Origin of the sequence: Streptomyces sp. NPDC007905 (genome assembly GCF_042959345.1) — a bacterium.
Classification (GTDB): domain Bacteria; phylum Actinomycetota; class Actinomycetes; order Streptomycetales; family Streptomycetaceae; genus Streptomyces.
This window is the reverse complement of the sequence record NZ_JBIBKS010000012.1, coordinates 105,297-123,305: the sequence shown is the minus strand read 5'-3', so window position 1 is coordinate 123,305 and position 18,009 is coordinate 105,297. Positions and strand designations below refer to the sequence as shown.

The window sequence follows — 18,009 nt, the reverse complement described above, 5'->3', positions numbered from 1 at the left end:
CCGCGGACTTCACTGCCAGCAGGAGGTGACGGCAGACGCGGGGAACCGCAGAAAGAGGCCGCCGTATGAGCACCCTCGAGGACCGCGCCCAGCGCGGCAGAGCGGCTCGCAAGGATGTGCCCCGCTCCGCGCACGCCCTCTGGCTCCCTTCCGCCGACCGGCCCGACCCCGTCGCCGCCCTGGAGCGGCAGGGCCGTGACCGGCTGCCGGAGCTGCTGCCGATCCGCTACGGGCGGATGGCCGCCTCGCCGCTGGCCTTCCTGCGCGGCGCCGCCGCGGTCATGTCCGCCGACCTCGCCGCCCAGCCGCACACGGGGCTCACCGTGCAGCTGTGCGGCGACGCCCACCTGCTCAACTTCGGGCTCCACGCCTCACCGGAACGCGCCCTGCTCTTCGACCTCAACGACTTCGACGAGACGTTCCCCGGCCCCTTCGACTGGGACGTCAAGCGGCTCGCGGCCAGTGTGGCCGTGGCCGCCCGGGAGAACGGGCACGGCAAGGCCGGCACGCGGGCCGCGGCCCAGGCGGCCGTCACCGGATACCGCACCGCCATGCGCCGGCTGGCCGGGCTCGGCGAGCTGGCCGTCTGGTACGAACAGGTCGACGCCGACAGTCTGCTGCCCCTGGTCCGCTCCGCCCGCCGGCGGCACCGCCTCGAGTCCAGCCTCACCCGGGCCCGCCGCCGTACCAGCCTCCAGGCCCTCGAAAAGCTGACGGAGGTGGTCGACGGGCGACGCCGGATCATCCACGACCCCCCGCTCCTCGAACCCGCCGGCGCCCCGGACACGGCCTGCCTGCGCAAGACCTTCAGCGACTACCGCTCCACCCTCCCCGAGGAACGCCGCCACCTCCTCGACCGGTACCGCTTCGTCGACGCCGCCCGCAAGGTCGTCGGGGTCGGCAGCGTCGGCCTGCGCTGCTTCATCGTGCTGCTCACCGGGCGCGACGCCGACGACCCGCTGGTCCTGCAGATCAAGGAGGCGCGGACATCGGTGCTCGAGGAGCACCTGCCGAACGGGCCGTACATCCATCCCGGGCACCGGGTGGTCGCCGGACAGCGCCTGCTGCAGTCGGCCACCGACATCTTCCTCGGCTGGATGAGCGGGCCGCAGGACCGGGCCTTCTATTGGCGCCGACTGCGCGACATGAAGGGCTCCGCCGAGGTCACCGGCCTCGACCCGGCCGGCCTGCTCGCCTACGCCCGCCTGTGCGGCACCACCCTGGCCCGGGCCCACGCCCGCTCCGGCGACCGCATCGCCATCGCCGCCTACCTCGGCGGCTCCGACAGCTTCGACCGCGCCGTCGCCGAGTTCGCCCTGGCCTACGCCGACCAGACCGCCGCCGACCACGCCGGACTCGTCGCGGCCATCGCGGCGGGCGTGGTGACCGCGGAACCCGGGGTGTGACCCCCCCGATCAGCCGTACCGCTCCAGCAGCAGGCGCACATAGGCCTCCAGCCGCTCGGCCGGCACGTCCGGCGTGGGATCCGTACGCCCCAGCTCCCGCCACGGGCCGGCAAGTTTCCCGGCGTCGGGGGAGTAGGCCAGGGCATCGAGCAGCCGCCAGTACAGGTGGTCCGGCCCGACCGCGAGCCCATGACCGCCCTGCGCCTCGTACCGGGCCCGGAAGGCCAACCCCTGCGCGGGGCCGTGCAGCAGGGCCAGTGCCGTCGAGCAGTGGGCGACGTCGAGGTCGGCGGGGCCCCACGAGGTGTCCACCGAGTCGACGACCCCGCTCACCCGCAGTCCGTCACCGGCCCCCGTGAACAACACGTTCCCGGGATGGTAGTCCCGGTGCAGGAAGCGGCCGCGGTACGGCGGCGGGTCGCGGCGGATCACGTCCGCCGCCCGCTCCCACATTCCGCCCGCCGGGGCGAGAACGCGCTCCGGAGACGTCCACGCCTGGTACGCGCGCGGAAGCTCCTCCGGAACCACCGCGTGGATCCGGACCAACTGGGCGGCAAGCAGGTCCAGCCGCCGGCCCAGGGCCTCCGGGTCCTCCTCGTCCACGCGTACCACGCCCGGCAGCCGGGTCATCAACAGGCTCGGGTGGTCGCAGTGTTGGGCGGTGGCGTCCACGGCGACGAGCGCCGGCGCCGGGATGCCCTCCCGCCCGGCGAGCAGGGCGACGACGGACGCCTCCCGGGACAGCAGGCCCGGGGCGTGCCGCCGGAAGAACGGCTTCACGAAGGAGCGCAGCACCAGCTCCTCCCCGTCGTCGAGGGTCAGCCCCCGCAGCTGCGAGGACCAGCCCCCCGAGAGCAGGCGGCAGCCGGTGACCGTACGGCCCTCCGCAAGCTGCTTGGCCACTCAGCTCCGGGTCGCCGTCCAGCCCCCTTCCACCGGGCCGCCGAGCAGCGCGGCAACGAACTCCCGCCGGTCCGCGGCGTGCTCACGGAACCACGGCCCCAACCGGTGCTCGGCGTCCGGGAGCTCGAAACGGGTGTACTGCGCGCGCGCCGAGAGCGCGTCCTGCACGGCCTCCGTCACCGCCGGCGGGATGACCGCGTCCGTGCCCGGCACCGCGAGCACCGCCCGGCCCTCGTACGCCCGCAGGGTCGTGAGCGCGGACGAGTTCCGCCAGCCGTCGGGCGTACGGATGATCTCGCTGAACCGGCCGCCGCCGTTGCCGAAGGGCACGTCCCAGGCCTCGGGCGCGTACACGGCGGGCGCGCACAGGCCGACGGCCGCCACCCGGCGCCCGTAATGGCGGACGAGGTCCGCGACCGTCTGGCCGCTCATGCTGAACCCCACCAGGACCAGCGGGTCGCCCGCCGGAGCATGCGCGTCGACCACCGCCACCGCCTGCGCGAACCGCCGCCGCAGGCTCAACTCCGCGAGCGCACCGGTGCTCCCGCCGTGCCCGGAGAAGTCGAAGGCCAGCGCGTGGCAGCCGTGCGCCGCCACCTCGGCGAGCAGCGGCAGCAGCCGTTCCTTGCTGCCGTTGCCCGCGCCGTGCAGGAGGACGACGGTCGCCCGTCCGGGCGGTCCCGCGCTCACCGCGCTGAGCCGTTCACCGTCGTACGCGTAGGTGAATTCCTCGTACGCGCGGGAGAGTTCGCTCATGCGGGTCATTCACTCACAGCCGTCGGGCCGCACGGAAAAGGAGGTGCACGCCCGGTGACGGCCTCCCTACCCTGAACAAACGTCGCGAAGCCGACACGCCCCCATCCGCACTCACCCCACGGAGGTCCGTCATGAGTGGCATCGTCCTCTCCGGGACCGTCGTCCTGGTGATCCTCGGATTCTCGAACCACACCTGGTGGCTCGCCGCCGTCGCGCTGCTCTACCTGTACGCGAAGTACGGCCGGCGCTCGCCCGGTACGACCACCCCGCCGGCCGCCCCGGGCACGCCGCCCGACTCCTACCGGGCGTACCGCGAGCGCAGGGACCGCCAGGCCAAGTGGGAGCGCCGCTACCGTCGCGAGCGCCCCTTCGAGGTTCGGCGTCAGAAGCGCGAGAAGGCCGGGTGAGCGGGGCCGCCGCCGCTCACAGGCCGGGGGCGGCCCATACCGGGAACCAGCGACCCAGATCCTCCTCGGCCCTGAGGTCGTTCACGAGCGCGGCCTTCACCTGCAACTCCAGTGCGCTGTCCCGGCGCTCGGCGGCGCCGGGCAGTGGCGCGAAGGGGTAGAACGTACCGCGCTTGTAGAGGTAGACGAGGGCCAGGCGGCGTCCGCGGTCGTTTTCGAACGCGGCGAGGGAGCACAGCAGCTGCGGGCCGAAGCCGTTGGCCTCCATCGAGCTGTTCACCGCGTGCAGGTCGTTGACCAGCTGGGGCAGCTGGTCCGGGGTCCGCCGGGAGACCAGCCAGGAGTAGCCGTAGTCGTCCTGCGTGAGTTCCACCGGAGGTCCGGTGCGGTCGGTGTCCGCGTCCAGCAGGGCCTGGACCTCCCGGTGGGTCTGCTCGAAGGCGGCGCCCTCGACCGTGGCGAAGCACACCGCACCGACGCCGGTCGGCGTGAACCCGGCCGCCACCTGCAGCGTCACCGCCGCCGAGGGCAGCGCGAACAGCTGGTCCAGATCGGGGGCGACCGGCTTCGTACGGCCGAGCAGGATGTCCAGCAGCCCCATGCTCAGCCCGCCTTCCCGGGCGCGGACGCCTCACCCAGCTCCGCGGAGATCCGGCCCAGCTGGTCCAGCCGCTGCTCCAGGGTCGGGTGGGTGGAGAAGAACCGCTCGATGCCGGGCTCCTTGCCGGTCGCCGGGGTGAAGTAGAAGGCGTTGAAGGCCTGGGCCGTGCGCAGGTCCTCCGTCGGGATCCGGGCGATGTCCCCGGAGACCTTGGTGAGCGCCGAGGCCAGCGCCGAGGGCCGGCCGGTCAGGTGCGCGGCCGCCCGGTCGGCCGCCAGCTCCCGGTACCGGGACAGGGCGCGGATCAGCAGGAAGCTGATCGCGTACACGGCCGCGGCGACGCCGATCACGGCGGCGAAGACGGCGGCCGTGTTCTGGTCCCTGCGGCCCCCGCCGAGCACCTGGGAGTAGAAGGCGAACCGCACGATCAGTCCCGCGATCACCCCGAGGAACGACGCGACCGTGATCACGGCGACGTCCTTGTGCGCCACGTGCGACAGCTCGTGCGCCAGCACACCCTCCAGCTCGGCGGGCTCCAGCCGCCGCAGCAGCCCCGTGGTCACACAGACCACGGCGTGGTCGGGATTGCGCCCGGTCGCGAACGCGTTCGGCATGCCCATCTCGGAGACGGCGACCACCGGCTTGGGCATGTCCGCGATCGCGCACAGCCGGTCGACGACGGCGTGCAGCTCGGGATACTCCTCACGCTCCACGACCCGCCCGCGCATGGCGAACATCGCGATCCGGTCGGAGAACCAGAACTGCGCCACGAACATCGCCCCGACCAGGACGACGACCAGCAGCCAGGACTTCAGCAACACGATCAAGGCGGCGACGAAGGCCACGTACAACAGCCCGAGCAGGAACAACGTGACCGTCATCCGCACGGTCAGCCGCCGATCGCTCCGGAAGCGGCTCTGCATCTTGCATCACCCCGCAGTCAGGCACTCGTCCCGCTGTCCAGTGTGCACCTGCCGATTCCCATGAAGTGGTTCCGAACGACCCTAGGAGCAGCAAAAGGTCCCGGTGGGTCGCCGGTGTCAGCCCAGGCGGAGACGGGGCCGCCCGAGCAGCTCGGCGAGCTCGGCGTCCGCCCGGCCCGCCACCCCCCGGCGCAGTGCCCGCCGTACGGCCGCCTCGGCGCGCGTCCGCAGCCGGTCGTCCGGATCACCGAGCAGCGCCTCGGCCGCCCGCAGCCGTACGACCCCGCCGTGCCCGTCCAGCAGCCGGTACGCCGACAGACGAACCCAGCGGGACCGCGCCACCGCCAGCCGCTCCACCAGCCACGTCTCGGGCAGCAGCGCGGCCGACGGGAGCAGGGCGAGCGTCGCCTCGCCCACCACCGCGGGTGCCGGGTCGTCCAGCAGCCGCCGCATCCGCGCCACGTCCGTCACGTCCAGGGTGCGCAGACCCGCCACCGCCCTGGCCCGTACACCCGGCGCCGGGTGGTCCAGCAGCGGCCACAGCAGGCCGGCGTCCGCACGCGTCCCGCACTCCGCGAGCCCGATGGCGGCCCCCGGCGGCAGCGCGGGATCACCCGGGTCGGCGCACCGGTCCCGGTACCAGGGCAGCGGATCGGTCCCGTGCTGCCGTACGACATACCGGGCGCAGGCCCGCACCAGCGCCGAGCGGTCCGCCAGAAACGCGACGGCCTGCCGGGGCCGCTCCAGCCGCCGCAGCGCGGTCACCCCGGCGGACCGGGCCCGGGGGTTGCGTGCCCCGAGCAGCGCTCCCAGCACCTCCTCCGCGTCCTCTTCCGCCACGGCAGCCAGGGCGGCCTCGGCGCACCGGGTCTGCACGACGGCGTCGTCGTCCCCGGCGGCCGCGCGAGCCAGCTCGGCGGTGGAGAGCCGCCCCTGCTCGACGGCGAGGCCGTACGCGAACCGGCGCACCCGGCGGTCGGGGGAGGCGAGCAGCGGGGCCAGCTGTTCTCCGGGCGCCCGTCGCAGCACATCGCTCAGCAGGCCGACGGCGAAGTCCCCGCGGTGTCGGCCGCCGAGGCGCCGGACCAGCGGGGCGAGCCGCGCGGCCGTGTGTGCGTCCAGAGCCTCGCTGAGCCGCTTCCGGGCCCGCTCGCGCACCGGCTCGGCCCAGTCGGCACACCGCACGGCCACCAGCGGCAGCAGCGCCGCATGCCCGGCGACCAGGCCCAGCGCCCTGTGCCGGATCCGGCCGTCGCGGTGGCACAGGGCGAGCGCGAGCCGGGACTCGGTGAGCGGGCCGTCGCCGCGCAGGACGGCGGTCGGGGTCCGCCCGCCGTCCGTCTCCTCCCAGGTGGGAACGGCGTAGGGCGGGAGGTACCACTCGTCCGCCCGCACGCCCTCGTCCAGCGCCAGCCAGGCGGCCGGGTCGCCGGTGTCGAGGACGTCTCGCAGCGCCGCGCCCTCGGCGAGCCGCCGCGCTGCCCGGATCCCCTCTCGCACTCGCCGCCTCCTAGTAGGGCGAGCGCATCTGCGCGTACCCGAGCAGGACTATCACCGCGGCCACACAGCCGAGCACCACGACCGTCGACACCCATGAGGACCGCCGCGGCGCCCCCCGGTCCGGGTCGGCGCGGAACGGCGCCGGGTCCGGCGGGTTCTCCTTCCAGCGGGCGGCCAGCATCCGGGCCCGGGCGGAGGGCTCCTTGTGCTCGGCGGAGTTCGCCCACCTGTGGTCGAATTCGCGCTCCCAGTCGTCCTGTTCAGTCATCCCCGTTCAACCTCTCTCGTCGGACAGAGCCAGGAGGATGATCCCCCGAGAGTAGGAAGCCTGTGAAGCGGCAAAAGTTGCCCAAGATGCTGCGTGGTCACCGGACGGTTATCGTTTACAGGTGAGAGCCGCACCGCAGGGTGCCCGATGGTGTCTGCCCTGCTTCTCATGCCCGTGCGGCGTCCCCTACGACCGCGCCGGACTCCTCACTCCGAGTTCGCGGCCATCCGTCTCGTGCCCGGAAAGCCGCACGAGGGGTGGAAGGAAGGTGGATCCATGAATGCACATCGTGCGAGGCGTCTTGCCGCCGCGTCGGCCATCGGCGTTCTGATGGCGAGCGGAGTGGCGATCGGCACCGCCGGCACCGCGTCGGCGGCGACCCCGACCCAGGTCTCCACCAATCATGGCTGCTGGTGGAACAACTGTGGCTTCAACAACGGCTTCGGCTTCAACAACCGCTTCAACAACGGCTTCAACAACGGCTTCAACAACGGCTTCGGCACGGGCGTCGTAGTGATCGTGGTGGGCTGAGAAGGCGGTGTGACAGGGCTGTGAGCACGGCCGAGGGCCGCCACCTGCGGCGTTCGCAGGTGGCGGCCCTCCCGTGTCGTGTCGTCCGGCGCGTGACCGCCGGGCGGCCATGTCACACGTCGAAGAAGTGAAGGACCGGGTCCCTGACCTGCGGCCGTGTCATCGACCAACACTGCGACCTGCGACTTGGCTGTCGGTGGTTGTCAGCATTGGTCGTCGTTGAGCACCTCCGCGCACGGCCCGGAGACGGCCGCAGCGGGAGTGTCGCGTGCTGTACCTGGAAGCGAATTCTGGGCGGACGGTCACTGAGGTCTGCTCGGCTGAGCAGGTGATCATGCGGTACTGCTTCCTCAGTCGGCTGCTGTGACCGAGCAGTCCTTGAGCGCGATGCTGAGGAGTTCACAGGCCGCGACATCCTCCCCGGCCTGCAGGCCCTCCGCGTCTTTGGAGCGAGGCTTCTGCAGATACGCCGCTGCCGCACGAGTCGCGCCACTGAAACAGGTCGGATTCTGATCGACGATCAGGCCGAGGATCTGCACTTGGGCTGATTCCGCGAACGCGTTCACGGAGTTGAGATAGTCCTCATCACGGGCTTCGCGCTTCTTCTGCTCCCGCAGCTGATTGGCTCGCTTCCCGAAGTCGTTGCCGGCCTGCTGGCGCGTAGCGGACTGCTCGGGTGTGCGGTCATGCCGCGTCGCTCCGACGGCGTACCCGCCTGCGGCGAGCGTGACTGCTCCTGCGCTGGCCAGCGCGATCATCGAACGCTTCATGGCCAGGGATCGTATATGCGCAGGTAAGGATAGAGATCATCTTCGAGGTGGCTCGTAGCCAGTCGATCCGATGATGTGATCGCTCTGTGTTCTGGTGAGGGTCAGTCATTGCGCGCCGGCATGATGCCTGCGGAGGCAAGCGCGGTCGGCGTAGCGAGTTTGGAAGATCGCGAGGTCCGCCGCCGAGCGCCGCTGTTCGTGCTTGTTGGTGTCAGCCGCTGATGTCAGCCGTCACACGCGGTTTTTTGCAGAGGGCGACGCTGTTGAGCGCTCGGGGCTGTCTCCGGTGTGGCGGAGGATGGTGCTCATGTGCGCTCTTTTCGAACCCCCCGAGCCTCGCCGCGTCTCGCCGGGCGAGTACCTAGTGTGGGACCAGGCGCTCGCTCTTCTGAACCGGGACCTGGCGGTGACGCTTCCCCAGTTGGAACCCCTGCAACTGCTGGCCCTTCCGTCCCACGCTGCGGATGAGCCGGAGGACGTCTACGTCGCCATGGCCAACGGCGAGTGGCACGGCAACTGCCTGGACCCGAACTCACAGGACGGCCTTGCCTCTGCACTGGCGAGCGTCGCCGATGCCGCGCAGGAGACCGTCATGGAGCTTCTGTGGCAGGCGTGGCCCCTGTGCCCCGAGCATGGCCTGGGCATGCATCCAAGGGAGGATGCTCAGGAGCGACTGTTCTGGTGGTGCGCAGGAGAACGGTTGCGTCGCGGCCCGGCCCATATCCACGCGGCCGTGGGCGCACTCGACGCGGTCGACGCTTTGGGAGCGTCGATCCGTACACGGTCTTGAAAATCGTCGTGGCAGCGATGTCACCGTGGGTTCGAATCCCCCCGCCTCCGCAGCGTGAGCAGTGAGAACGGCCCTTGACCAGGGTTGATGGTCGGGGGCCGTTCGCTTGCCCGGACTCCGGGACTTACCGCCGTTCCCCGTGGTTCCCCGCTCGATCGGGCACGGTTGTGCACGGGGAACTTTTGATCCGTAGCGCTATGTGGAGCGGTCGCGCAGGGTCGTACCGGCCGCACTACGGTCCTGAAGGGACGCTGGTGGGCGGGCTCAGTTGCTGTGGTTGCTGTACTCAGTTGCTGTACGGCTGTGGTGGGAGCGTCGTCTACGCCGCAGTATCCGGCTTCCTGCGGGCGCCTGCCGAATGCGACCAGCGGCCGCCACCTGTCCTCTCAGGCAGCACCTCGAAATCACGCAACCGGCCCAACGCGCCGACCAAGGTGAGGAAACGAGGCACTCAAAGCCTTGCCTCAACAGTTGCGCAGCGCTACTTGTCTCCTCCCCGTAGCTAGACGAGCGCATGGCCGAACCCAGGCATTACGACCCCGAATCAGAATGCCTTCAGCGGCCAGCGTCGACGCGCCGTGCGCTGCCGTCCGCGCAGTCACGGACAGTTACGGCCGACCAGTCCGAGCCGTGCAGTCCTTGAACCGCTGCCGGAGTCCGTTCGGGGCGATCACCGACTCCATCCGTACGCACTTTCCGCACCGGACAGGTGATGCTGCGTGATGTCCCAGGGGCTGGGTGTTACATCATTCACGCCCAAAAAAGCGCCCGGGTCCGTGCTGCTCTTAGGTGACGGACAAACAGATGCCGGTCGGGTCGCTTGAACCATCTGGAAGGACACTCATGAACAAGCATCTGTTGCTTGTCGGTTCAGCCCTCGTCGCAAGCCTCGGCCTAGGCGTGTCGGCAGTCCCGGCTGCGGCGGCCCAGGCCGACGTCACCATCCCCTGCGACTCGGGCGGATCCCAGGACCTCATCGACGCCATCAACCTGGCCAACGTCAACGGCGGCACGATCAAGCTGGCCAAGGACTGTGCCTATCGGTTCGCGAACCCCTTCGCAGCCGGAAGCGTGAACGCTCTGCCTCCGATCACCGGCAACGTCAAGATCATCGGCAACGGCTCGACCCTGATCCGCTCGGCAAGAGGCACCGAATTCCGGATTCTCCGCGTCGAGGAAGGCGGGAGCCTCACCCTCACGAACCTCACGGTGACCGGCGGCTACCTGAACAGCCATCCCGGAGAGGCGGACGGCGGAGGAATCGCCAACGAAGGCACACTCAAGCTGGAGAATGTCACAGTTTCCGGCAACCAAGTGTCCGGCGACGGAGGCGGCCTCTCCAACGAGGGCGGAAACCTCACACTCGTGAACAGCCAGGTCCTCACCAACGTGGCCTTCAATACACCCGTCGGCAACGAAGCCGGAGACGGCGGCGGCATCAGCAACAACGCGGCCGGCACTCTCACCGTCAAGAAGTCCACCATCGCCGGCAACACCGCCCAAGAGGACGGCGGCGGTATCCAGAACCAGGGCACGCTGACGGTCGAAGGGACCCACTTCTCCAATAACGAGGCACGTGACGACGACGGCGCCGCAATCAACCAGCTGGGCTCCGCCAGCATCAGGGACAGCAAGTTCATCGAGAATTGGGCCGGCCTCGACGGCGGCGCCATCAACAGCGACCCCACGGGCACAAGCGCGACCGAAATCTCGGGCAGTCGCTTCTACCGCAACGTGGCCGGCAAGTTTGGTGGTGCACTCAACAACGAGGGCACGCTGACCCTGAAGAAGAGCGAGATCGAGGACAACCAGGCCGGCCGGCTCGGCGGCGGCATCAACAACGAGCAGGAAACGAGCGACACGAACACGACGACCCTCACCCTTGAGCACACGACGGTCACCGAGAACCGCGCAACCGAAACGGGCGGCGGCATCTACAACGAGGCGGGCGCCAAGGTCATCCTCAGGAACAGCGAGATCTTCAAGAACCGCCCCGACAACTGCGCCGGGGACAACGTCCCCGGTTGCTCCAGCGTGAAGGTCGCCAAGCCCAGCTCTTCCAACGGCTGATCACTCGACGGCACGCGGCACATCCGCACCGACCGAGCTCCGGACCTCCGGGTCCGGAGCTCGTCGCGTTCGGGTGCCACTTGGCCGAGCACCCGCGGAGGGAAGCTCGACCTCAAAGTTGTGGAGGACACCGGTTGCCGTCCGGCCCGCGAGGACGTCCGCCGGGACTATGCGGACCGGGCCGTCCGGCGGCCGTTTTCTTCTTTAAGCACGGCGCACACACCCGCCTACGTCAACACACCCCTCACCCCAGCTCCCATCCCGTTCGCGGGAACGGAAGGCGCTGAACCGCAACTACTTCAACATGTACCTCTGGAAGCCCGCTCTGGTCTCAGCTGGAGTGATCCCCGAGCGGTCGCCTGGGGAGAGGTTCAAGCAGTCGCGCGAGCACGGCATGCACGCCCTGAGGCACTACTACGCGTCGGTCCTGCTGGACGCGGGGGAGAACGTGAAGGCCTTGGCCGAGTACCTCGGGCACGCGGGCCCCGGCTTCACGCTGCGTACTTACACTCACCTGTTGCCGAACAGCCAGGATCGAGCTCGCAAAGCCATCGACCAGGCATTTCGAGAGCGACGTGACGACGCAGCCTGAGCAGGCTTGGAGGGCCCGGGGTCAAAAAGCCGTGGGCCGGCTCTCCCGCGCTGGGAGAACCGGCCCACGGCCCACAGACGGCCCAGGTGAGCGGTTACCGCTCTGACCTGGGGCGATATCACACGTCGAAGTAGAGCTCGAACTTCAACGGCCCTTCTGTCACCAGCGGCGGAGGGGCCTTAATGCTGTGACCTGCCCTTTTTCGCGTTAGCGGACGTTGGGTAGCGTTGGCTACCTTCGATCATCTTGCGGACTGTTTGCGGACCGCTGGCCATCACCGAGAGTCGCCCGTCGGGGTCAGTCGAGGTCGTACTCCGACGAGAGGTCACGCCCGACCCCGAGGTAGTCGACGGCGTACTCGGTCGGCTCGCCGTCCTGGTCCCAGTAGTGGTTCGTCATGGTGAGGACGACCGTGCCCGGCTCCGTGTCGAGCAGGGCGGCGACGTCCTCGGGCACCTCGCGGAGCGCGACCGTGTCACGGCGCCTCGAGGCCCGCCGGCCGGTCCGTTCCTCGATGAGGCCGAACGTCATCTTCGGCAGCGGCTCCGTCTCCAGCAGCTCGGGCGCCTGCTCCGCCAGCTGGCCGGCGATCCACGTAGTGGAGACCGTGACGACCCCGGCGCCGTCGATGTACCGGCGTCGGCGTCGGATGACCTCGGCGCCGGCCTCCAACCCGAGAGCGTCGGCGACTTCCTGCGTCGCGGGCTCCAGCTCGGCGCCCACGATCTCCACCCGCTCGTCCTCGCCGATGCCGGGGCCGCCGGTCCGCAGCTGCGCGAGACGGTCAGCGCCCGCCGTCAGCTTCTTGGGCCTTGTGACGACCGTGCCGACGCCCTGGACTGACTCGGCGTAGCCCTCGGCGCGCAGGACGGAGGCCACCCGAGCCGCCGTAGCGCGACTTACCCCCTCCGTTTCCATGATCTTGCTTACGGATGGGATGTGGTCGCCTGGCTGCAGATCACCGCTGGTGATCCGCCTGATGATCTGTGTCGCGATGCGCATGTAGGGCGCCATCGGCCGCGATTCTGAGCCCACAAAACCTCCCTATTCTGAAATAGTTCAGAAGAGTCCTTGACTCCCGAAACCCTTCTAGACCAGTCTAGTGGGCAGCAGAAAGCCCCGGCGAGGACGGTGCCGTTAACACCGTCTTGATCCCGCCAGGGCCTCGCATCCAAGAGTCGAGGTCTCAGATGCACGTTGAGCTTATCTCGCCTGCCCAGACGCAGGCGCCCGCGAGCGAACCGCTCCGGGCCAAGGACATCGCCGCCGCCCTCCGCGTGGACGTCTCCACCGTCTACGCCGAGATCAAGGCCGGCCGCCTCCCCTCGTACCGGGTCGGTTCGGGCCGCGGCACCATCCGCGTCTCCCGGGCCGCCTTCACGCAGTACCTGACCGAGCGCGGCATCCCGACCAGCGAACTGGCGGTGGCCCTGTGACCACCAACGCCATCACCCAGCACATTGCCGCTCTCGCCGGCATCCCCCAGCAACCGACGGCCGCCGACCAGTCCCAGCCCACCGTCCCGGCCGGCTTCCGCCTGGCGCCGGTGAAGGTGGAGACGGGCTCCGTCTCGACCATCGCTTACCTGCCCTGCCCGACGTGGTGCGACGAGGACCACGTCATCGAGTCGGTGCGGGCCGTCGAGGACGTCATGCACCGCCAGGGCGGGGCGAACGTGTACGTTCCGACCTTCGGGTACGGCGCCTACCCGGTCCAGCTGCACGCCTGGATCGAGGCCGACCCGGTCGCCACGAACCCGGACTTCAGGGCGGCGCACATCTCGGTGTCGGACAAGACCGGCGACGAGGGTGCGCACATCACGCCGGACATGGCGGAGAAGCTGGCCGACGACCTGATCGGCTTCGCGTCCGAGCTGCGGCACATGGCCCGCACCGCGCGTCAGGCCAACGCCATCGGCGGTGCCGCGTGAGCGCCTACGACCCGCTGCACGAGCCGGGCAAGGAGTACCCGGCGCCGTACTCCCTGGACATCGAGATCACGGCGACCCGGCGGATCCTCGACGAGACGGCCGGCCTGAACATCCACTCCTATGGCGACATGCTGCACGCTGCGGTCTCCCTGAACACCCGGGTCCGGCAGCTGCTTGCCGCCATCGACGCCGAGCGAGGTGAGCGGTGACCGCGCTGCCGCGTCGCTGGACGCTGGACACGATCGACCACGGCCCGGTTGAGGTCGAGTGCCCGCCGTGGTGCATCGGCCACGGCTGGCAGGTCGGTGCCGGGATCGGCCGGAACGACATCACGCACCGGTCGGTGCGGGTGAAGGCCGGCACGGTCACGGACGCCGACCGGTGGCTGCCGATGCTCGCCGCGTGCATTTCGTGGGCGCCGTTCCGGGAGTTGGTGCCGGTCATCTCCCTGGTCCTGGACGCCGAGGGCGACTACCAGGCCGAGGACGGCCGCCACATCGCCGAGGGCCTGCGGGTGGCCGCGTGCCGCATCGAGGCCCTGGCCACCGAGGCGATCCGCCTGCGCGGTGAGATCGCGTGACCTCCCGCTGGCCGATCCGCCGGCCGACCGAGGCCGCCGCCATCCGTGCGGCGGCCCGGTCCGCCCGGACCCTTCCCCCGATTCAGATCGTCATCGCCGACCTGCTCACCGCGAACGCGATGGGTGACAGGCACGGCGTCAACTTGGCGGCGCACCGCGCGGTGCGGGCCGCCTGCCCGGAGGTGGGCGAATGAAGCGCAATCCGACTCGGGCCCTGGCCCTTGCGGCTGGTCTGGTCATCGTCGCTCTGACGGCTGCGGCGTTCTGGCTGTCCTACGCGCACCTCGCCGAGGTCGCCCGCCGGCATGGCCTGAGCGGCGCACCGATGAGGGCCTGGGCGTGGCCGGCCACGCTGGACCTGTTCATCGTGGCGGGTGAGCTGCTGATGCTGCGGGCGGCCCTCGCCCGCAAGGTCGACGTCTGGGCGGTCGGCCTGGTCGTCGTCGGCTCCGGTGGCTCGATTGCCCTGAACGTGGCGGGTGTCGGCTCGCACGCGGACCCGCTGAACTATGTGGTGGCCGCGGTGCCGCCCACGGCCGCACTGCTGGCGTTCGGCGCCCTGATGAAGCAGATCCACCAGGCCCTCACCGAGCACGCCGAGCCGGTCGAGGTGACCACCGAGGTGACCGTCGAGCGGGTCGAGGATGACCAGCCGCAGCCCGTTCTGGAGCCTGCTCCGGTGGTCATCCCGCCGGTGCCCGCGCTGGAGGCCGGGACGTTCTGGAGCGCTACGAAGGCTTCCGATCTGTCCATGAAGCTGACCGCTGCGGTACCTGCCGAGACGGATCGGCGGGTGGTCACCGAGGTCATCGCCCTCACCCCGGCCGAGCTGCGGCGGAAGGCCCGCAGCCTGAACAGGCAGGCGGTCATGTCGACTCGCCGCCCGGTGACCATCAAGACGCTGCAGGACGAACTCGGCTTGTCCCGCCGGGAGGCGACCGAGCTGCGCCGCGAGGTTGTCGAGGTGCGGTCATGAGCGACGCCATCGAGCGGGCCGCCCGCGACGCCATCGAGGCCGCCGACAACACCGACATGACCAAGCAGATTCTGGCGATCCTCGCCGCGCAGCAGCTGCTGAACCAGCAGCCGCAGCAGCTTGCCCCGCCCCCGGTCCGCCGCCCGATCGGCCTGTACATGGCGGCCGGCATCGGAGGCGCGGTCGCCCTCACCGCCCTCGCTATGGCCGCCGCCCTCCTGGCCGTCGCCGTGGCCGTCGGCGCTGTGTGCGCCACCGCGTGCCTGCTCGTCCTGAAATCCCTGCTCGCCGACTACCAGAAGGGGCGGTGACCATGCTTCGCCGGAAGCGGGCCGCCCGTGAGCGGGAGATCGCCGCCTGGTGGCGGAAGTTGCAGGCCATCCACAACGGCATCGGCGTCGCCGACGTCGTCCGCCTCGCTCAGCTGGACGGCCGGGACTACTCGTTCGAGGAAGTCATGGCGGTCCGCTCCGACATGTACTCCGGCCGTCTCTGACCAGGAAGGACGCCCCCATGGCGCTCTCGAAGCACGACCCGTACAACGCCCGTGAGTTGGCGCAGATCATCGCCCTCGGCATCCGTATCGAGCGGCGCCGCTCCTACGGCAAGTCCACCCGGGCCTTGGAGAACCAGGCCGACCGGATCCGTGAGAAGGCCCTCGAGCGCGAGGCCGCCCGGGCCAAGGGCCGCAAGTAGCTCTGCCACGGGGCGGCCGTCACCCGGCCAAGGATCGCCGGCCGCCCCGTGCCCAACCGTTCATTTCTGAACAGTAGGAGAGACCAGCATGACGGACACCGTCATCCCTGCCGCGACCGAGGCCCCGGTCGGCCTCCCGGAGCAGCCGGCCGCGCCCGTACCCGTCGACAACCCGAAGCTGCCCGCGCCCGGCGTCACCGACGAGAAGCGGAAGCCGATACTGCCCGCCTGGCTGAAGGACCGCACCGAGTTCGCCACGGCCGCGCAGCACACGGCCAGCCGGATCGGCTACGCGTCGATGTACCACGGGGTACGCCTGCCCTGGTACGGGCTGCAGCTGGCGTTCATGTCCCCCCGCGGCGCCTGCCGGTTCGTGAAGGCCACCAGCCGGTGGGTGTGGGACCGCGAGGCCGCACCGCTCCGCGACCACGCGGTACGCATGGAGGACGCCGAGGAGTACATGCAGCTCGCCCGGCTGCGCGGCAACCGGGTCCGCCTGCGCGGCCTGGTCGCCGTCGTCGCCGCGGTGTTCGGCCTCAGCTTCGCCCTGTGGCTGCACGTCATGGCACCCGCCTTCCTGTGGGTGTTCGCGGCCGGCGGTGTCTTCACCCTCGGCTACCTCGGCCAGCAGCCCGACGCCCCCGTCATCGGCCCGGCCGTGATGCGCACTGAGCTACAGAAGCTCACCGGCACGATCGTGCTGCGCGCCCTCGACGCCATCGGCAACCCGAAGATCAGCGCGGCCGTCAAGGACTTCGGCAACAAGTCCGCGCACGGCATGGGCTTCACCGGCGAGATCTGCCGCGACGGGCCCGGCTACCGCGCTGAACTCGACCTGCCGTTCGGAGTCACCCCCGACGACGTCGTGGAGAAGCGGGAGGCCCTCGCCTCCGGCCTGCGCCGCAAGCTGGGCTGCGTCTGGCCCTCCGGTGACACCGAAAGCCAGGACGGGCACGAGGGACGCCTGATCCTGTGGGTAGGCGACCGCCCGATGAACGCGACCACGAAGCCGCCGTGGCCGCTGCTGAAGGACGGGCAGGTAGACCTGTTCAAGCCCGTCGTGTTCGGCAACGACTACCGCATGGCGAACGTGGCCGTGACCTTGATGTTCGCGGCCATCGTCATCGGCTCGATTCCCCGCATGGGCAAGACGTTCCTGCTCCGTCTGTTCCTGCTCATCGCCGCTCTCGACCCGCGGGCCGAGCTGTACGCGTTCGACTTCAAAGGCACCGGCGACCTCGGCGCCCTCGAACCGGTCTGCCACCGCTACCGGGCCGGCGACGAGCCCGAGGACGTCCTGTACGTCCTGCACGCACTGCGGGAGATCAAGGAGGAGTTGCGGCGCCGCGCGAAGGTGATCCGGTCCCTGCCCCGCTCCATCTGCCCTGAGTCGAAGGTGACGCCGCAGCTGGCCAGCGACAAGAAGTACGGCCTGCACCCCATCGTCGTCGGCCTGGACGAGTGCCAGGTCCCGTTCGAGGACGAGAAGTACGGTGCCGAGCTGGAGTCCATCTGCACGGACATCACCAAGCGCGGCCCGGCCCTCGGCATCGTCGGCCTGTTCGCCACCCAGCGGCCCGACGCCAAGAGCCTGCCGCCCGGCATCTCCGCCAACGCCGTGCTGCGGTTCTGCCTGAAGGTGATGAACCACCAGGCCAACGACATGGTCCTCGGCACCGGCGCCTACAAGTCGGGCATCAAGGCCACCATGTTCAGCCGCTCGGACCGCGGCATCTGCTGGATGTCCGGCGAGGGAGATGACCCGCGCATCGTGTCGTCCGCGTTCATCGACGCCACCGGAGCCGAGCAGGTCGTGACCCGGGCCCGGAAGATGCGCGAGGAGTACGGCAACATCACCGGCCACGCCCTCGGCGAGGGGCCGGCCGCCACGGTCGGCATGGACGTCCTCGGCGACGTCCTGAAGGTGATGGCCGCCGACGAGAAGGCCGTCTGGTGCGAGCGGATCGCCGACCGGCTCGCCACGATGCAGCCCGACGTCTACGACGGCTGGAAGGGCGAGAACGTCACCGCGGCCGTGAAGCCGTGGGGCATCCGCACCGAGCAGGTGTGGGGCACCACCGACGACGGCGAGGGCAAGAACCGGCGCGGCATCAAGCGTTCCGACGTCGCCGACGCCATCACCCGCCGTGAGGCCGACAGGCTCGCCGCCTGACCCTCGCACCGCTGCTAGACCTAGCACCCCCAACCGCTAGGTCTAGCAGCCCCGCTAGCACCGAAAAAGGCCCCTGAGCAGGCAACTAGCGTCTAGCAGGGGCGCCGCGCAAACCCCGGGAAACGCCCGGATCGAAG

At 70.2% G+C, this 18,009-nt stretch carries 24 protein-coding genes; 16 read left to right on the top strand and 8 right to left on the bottom strand.

Features of this window, described 5'->3' with window-relative positions:
• Window positions 1-65 precede the first annotated feature (65 nt).
• A complete protein-coding gene (locus tag ACFZDC_RS22305) occupies window positions 66-1,406 on the top strand; it encodes a DUF2252 family protein (RefSeq protein ID WP_391326315.1) in 1,341 nt (446 codons plus the stop codon).
• A gap of 9 nt (window positions 1,407-1,415) precedes the next feature.
• Here the strand turns inward: ACFZDC_RS22305 and ACFZDC_RS22300 are convergent, their stop codons facing one another.
• A complete protein-coding gene (locus tag ACFZDC_RS22300) occupies window positions 1,416-2,309 on the bottom strand; it encodes a phosphotransferase (RefSeq protein WP_391326313.1) in 894 nt (297 codons plus the stop codon).
• Window positions 2,310-3,065 (bottom strand): alpha/beta fold hydrolase, encoded by a 756-nt coding sequence (locus tag ACFZDC_RS22295; protein ID WP_391326311.1) that lies wholly within the window; start codon window positions 3,063-3,065, stop codon window positions 2,310-2,312. It abuts the gene before it with no gap.
• Between the two features lie 131 nt (window positions 3,066-3,196).
• On the opposite strand from ACFZDC_RS22295, the gene ACFZDC_RS22290 reads away from it, so the two are divergent.
• Window positions 3,197-3,472, top strand: coding sequence for a hypothetical protein (locus ACFZDC_RS22290; RefSeq protein ID WP_391326310.1), 276 nt, complete (start codon window positions 3,197-3,199; stop codon window positions 3,470-3,472).
• Between the two features lie 16 nt (window positions 3,473-3,488).
• Here the strand turns inward: ACFZDC_RS22290 and ACFZDC_RS22285 are convergent, their stop codons facing one another.
• From ACFZDC_RS22285 to ACFZDC_RS22270, 4 genes are all read right to left on the bottom strand, one after another.
• The gene (locus ACFZDC_RS22285) at window positions 3,489-4,073 is read right to left on the bottom strand and encodes a hypothetical protein (protein WP_391326308.1); all 585 of its coding nucleotides are present in this window, start codon (window positions 4,071-4,073) and stop codon (window positions 3,489-3,491) included.
• A 2-nt stretch (window positions 4,074-4,075) separates the two neighbouring features.
• A complete protein-coding gene (gene htpX / locus ACFZDC_RS22280; protein WP_391326306.1) occupies window positions 4,076-4,996 on the bottom strand; it encodes a zinc metalloprotease HtpX in 921 nt (306 codons plus the stop codon).
• 117 nt (window positions 4,997-5,113) lie between these two features.
• Complete coding sequence (locus ACFZDC_RS22275) at window positions 5,114-6,496, bottom strand: hypothetical protein (protein WP_391326304.1); 1,383 nt, start codon at window positions 6,494-6,496, stop codon at window positions 5,114-5,116.
• A gap of 10 nt (window positions 6,497-6,506) precedes the next feature.
• Entirely contained in the window at window positions 6,507-6,764 is a 258-nt protein-coding gene (locus ACFZDC_RS22270) for a hypothetical protein (RefSeq protein ID WP_391326302.1), read from the bottom strand.
• Window positions 6,765-7,040: 276 nt separating this feature from the next.
• Between ACFZDC_RS22270 and ACFZDC_RS22265 the strand changes: the two genes are divergently transcribed.
• Window positions 7,041-7,295, top strand: coding sequence for a hypothetical protein (locus ACFZDC_RS22265; RefSeq protein WP_391326301.1), 255 nt, complete (start codon window positions 7,041-7,043; stop codon window positions 7,293-7,295).
• Between the two features lie 350 nt (window positions 7,296-7,645).
• On the opposite strand, the gene ACFZDC_RS22260 is transcribed toward ACFZDC_RS22265, so the two are convergent.
• On the bottom strand, window positions 7,646-8,065 hold the full coding sequence (locus tag ACFZDC_RS22260) for a hypothetical protein (protein WP_391326299.1): 420 nt from the start codon (window positions 8,063-8,065) through the stop codon (window positions 7,646-7,648).
• Window positions 8,066-8,372: 307 nt separating this feature from the next.
• Here ACFZDC_RS22260 and ACFZDC_RS22255 point away from each other — a divergent pair, with 307 nt between their 5' ends.
• From ACFZDC_RS22255 to ACFZDC_RS22245, 3 genes are all read left to right on the top strand, one after another.
• Window positions 8,373-8,855: a hypothetical protein gene (locus ACFZDC_RS22255; RefSeq protein WP_391326298.1), complete on the top strand. Its 483-nt coding sequence runs from the start codon at window positions 8,373-8,375 to the stop codon at window positions 8,853-8,855.
• Window positions 8,856-9,698: 843 nt separating this feature from the next.
• Entirely contained in the window at window positions 9,699-10,925 is a 1,227-nt protein-coding gene (locus ACFZDC_RS22250) for a hypothetical protein (protein ID WP_391326296.1), read from the top strand.
• 304 nt (window positions 10,926-11,229) lie between these two features.
• A complete protein-coding gene (locus ACFZDC_RS22245) occupies window positions 11,230-11,517 on the top strand; it encodes a tyrosine-type recombinase/integrase (protein ID WP_391326295.1) in 288 nt (95 codons plus the stop codon).
• A 297-nt stretch (window positions 11,518-11,814) separates the two neighbouring features.
• Here the strand turns inward: ACFZDC_RS22245 and ACFZDC_RS22240 are convergent, their stop codons facing one another.
• On the bottom strand, window positions 11,815-12,519 hold the full coding sequence (locus ACFZDC_RS22240) for a UTRA domain-containing protein (RefSeq protein WP_391326293.1): 705 nt from the start codon (window positions 12,517-12,519) through the stop codon (window positions 11,815-11,817).
• Between the two features lie 188 nt (window positions 12,520-12,707).
• Between ACFZDC_RS22240 and ACFZDC_RS22235 the strand changes: the two genes are divergently transcribed.
• The 10 genes from ACFZDC_RS22235 to ACFZDC_RS22190 all read left to right on the top strand — a co-directional run bounded on the left by ACFZDC_RS22235 (window position 12,708) and on the right by ACFZDC_RS22190 (window position 17,872).
• On the top strand, window positions 12,708-12,953 hold the full coding sequence (locus ACFZDC_RS22235) for a helix-turn-helix domain-containing protein (protein ID WP_391326292.1): 246 nt from the start codon (window positions 12,708-12,710) through the stop codon (window positions 12,951-12,953).
• On the top strand, window positions 12,950-13,447 hold the full coding sequence (locus ACFZDC_RS22230; protein WP_391326290.1) for a DUF6907 domain-containing protein: 498 nt from the start codon (window positions 12,950-12,952) through the stop codon (window positions 13,445-13,447). The genes ACFZDC_RS22235 and ACFZDC_RS22230 overlap by 4 nt, the downstream gene beginning before the upstream one ends.
• Window positions 13,444-13,656 (top strand): hypothetical protein, encoded by a 213-nt coding sequence (locus ACFZDC_RS22225; RefSeq protein WP_391326289.1) that lies wholly within the window; start codon window positions 13,444-13,446, stop codon window positions 13,654-13,656. The genes ACFZDC_RS22230 and ACFZDC_RS22225 overlap by 4 nt, the downstream gene beginning before the upstream one ends.
• Complete coding sequence (locus ACFZDC_RS22220; protein WP_391326287.1) at window positions 13,653-14,027, top strand: DUF6907 domain-containing protein; 375 nt, start codon at window positions 13,653-13,655, stop codon at window positions 14,025-14,027. The genes ACFZDC_RS22225 and ACFZDC_RS22220 overlap by 4 nt, the downstream gene beginning before the upstream one ends.
• Entirely contained in the window at window positions 14,024-14,221 is a 198-nt protein-coding gene (locus ACFZDC_RS22215) for a hypothetical protein (RefSeq protein ID WP_391326285.1), read from the top strand. Before ACFZDC_RS22220 ends, ACFZDC_RS22215 begins: the two co-directional genes overlap by 4 nt.
• On the top strand, window positions 14,218-15,003 hold the full coding sequence (locus ACFZDC_RS22210; protein ID WP_391326283.1) for a DUF2637 domain-containing protein: 786 nt from the start codon (window positions 14,218-14,220) through the stop codon (window positions 15,001-15,003). The genes ACFZDC_RS22215 and ACFZDC_RS22210 overlap by 4 nt, the downstream gene beginning before the upstream one ends.
• Window positions 15,000-15,314 (top strand): hypothetical protein, encoded by a 315-nt coding sequence (locus ACFZDC_RS22205; protein ID WP_391326281.1) that lies wholly within the window; start codon window positions 15,000-15,002, stop codon window positions 15,312-15,314. The genes ACFZDC_RS22210 and ACFZDC_RS22205 overlap by 4 nt, the downstream gene beginning before the upstream one ends.
• Window positions 15,311-15,499, top strand: a complete 189-nt coding sequence (locus ACFZDC_RS22200) for a hypothetical protein (RefSeq protein ID WP_391326280.1) — start codon at window positions 15,311-15,313, stop codon at window positions 15,497-15,499. Before ACFZDC_RS22205 ends, ACFZDC_RS22200 begins: the two co-directional genes overlap by 4 nt.
• A gap of 17 nt (window positions 15,500-15,516) precedes the next feature.
• Window positions 15,517-15,699 carry a hypothetical protein gene (locus ACFZDC_RS22195; protein WP_391326279.1) on the top strand — a complete coding sequence of 61 codons (183 nt, stop codon included), beginning with the start codon at window positions 15,517-15,519 and terminating at the stop codon, window positions 15,697-15,699.
• Window positions 15,700-15,787: 88 nt separating this feature from the next.
• A complete protein-coding gene (locus ACFZDC_RS22190; protein ID WP_391326277.1) occupies window positions 15,788-17,872 on the top strand; it encodes a cell division protein FtsK in 2,085 nt (694 codons plus the stop codon).
• The last annotated feature ends 137 nt before the right edge of the window (window positions 17,873-18,009 follow it).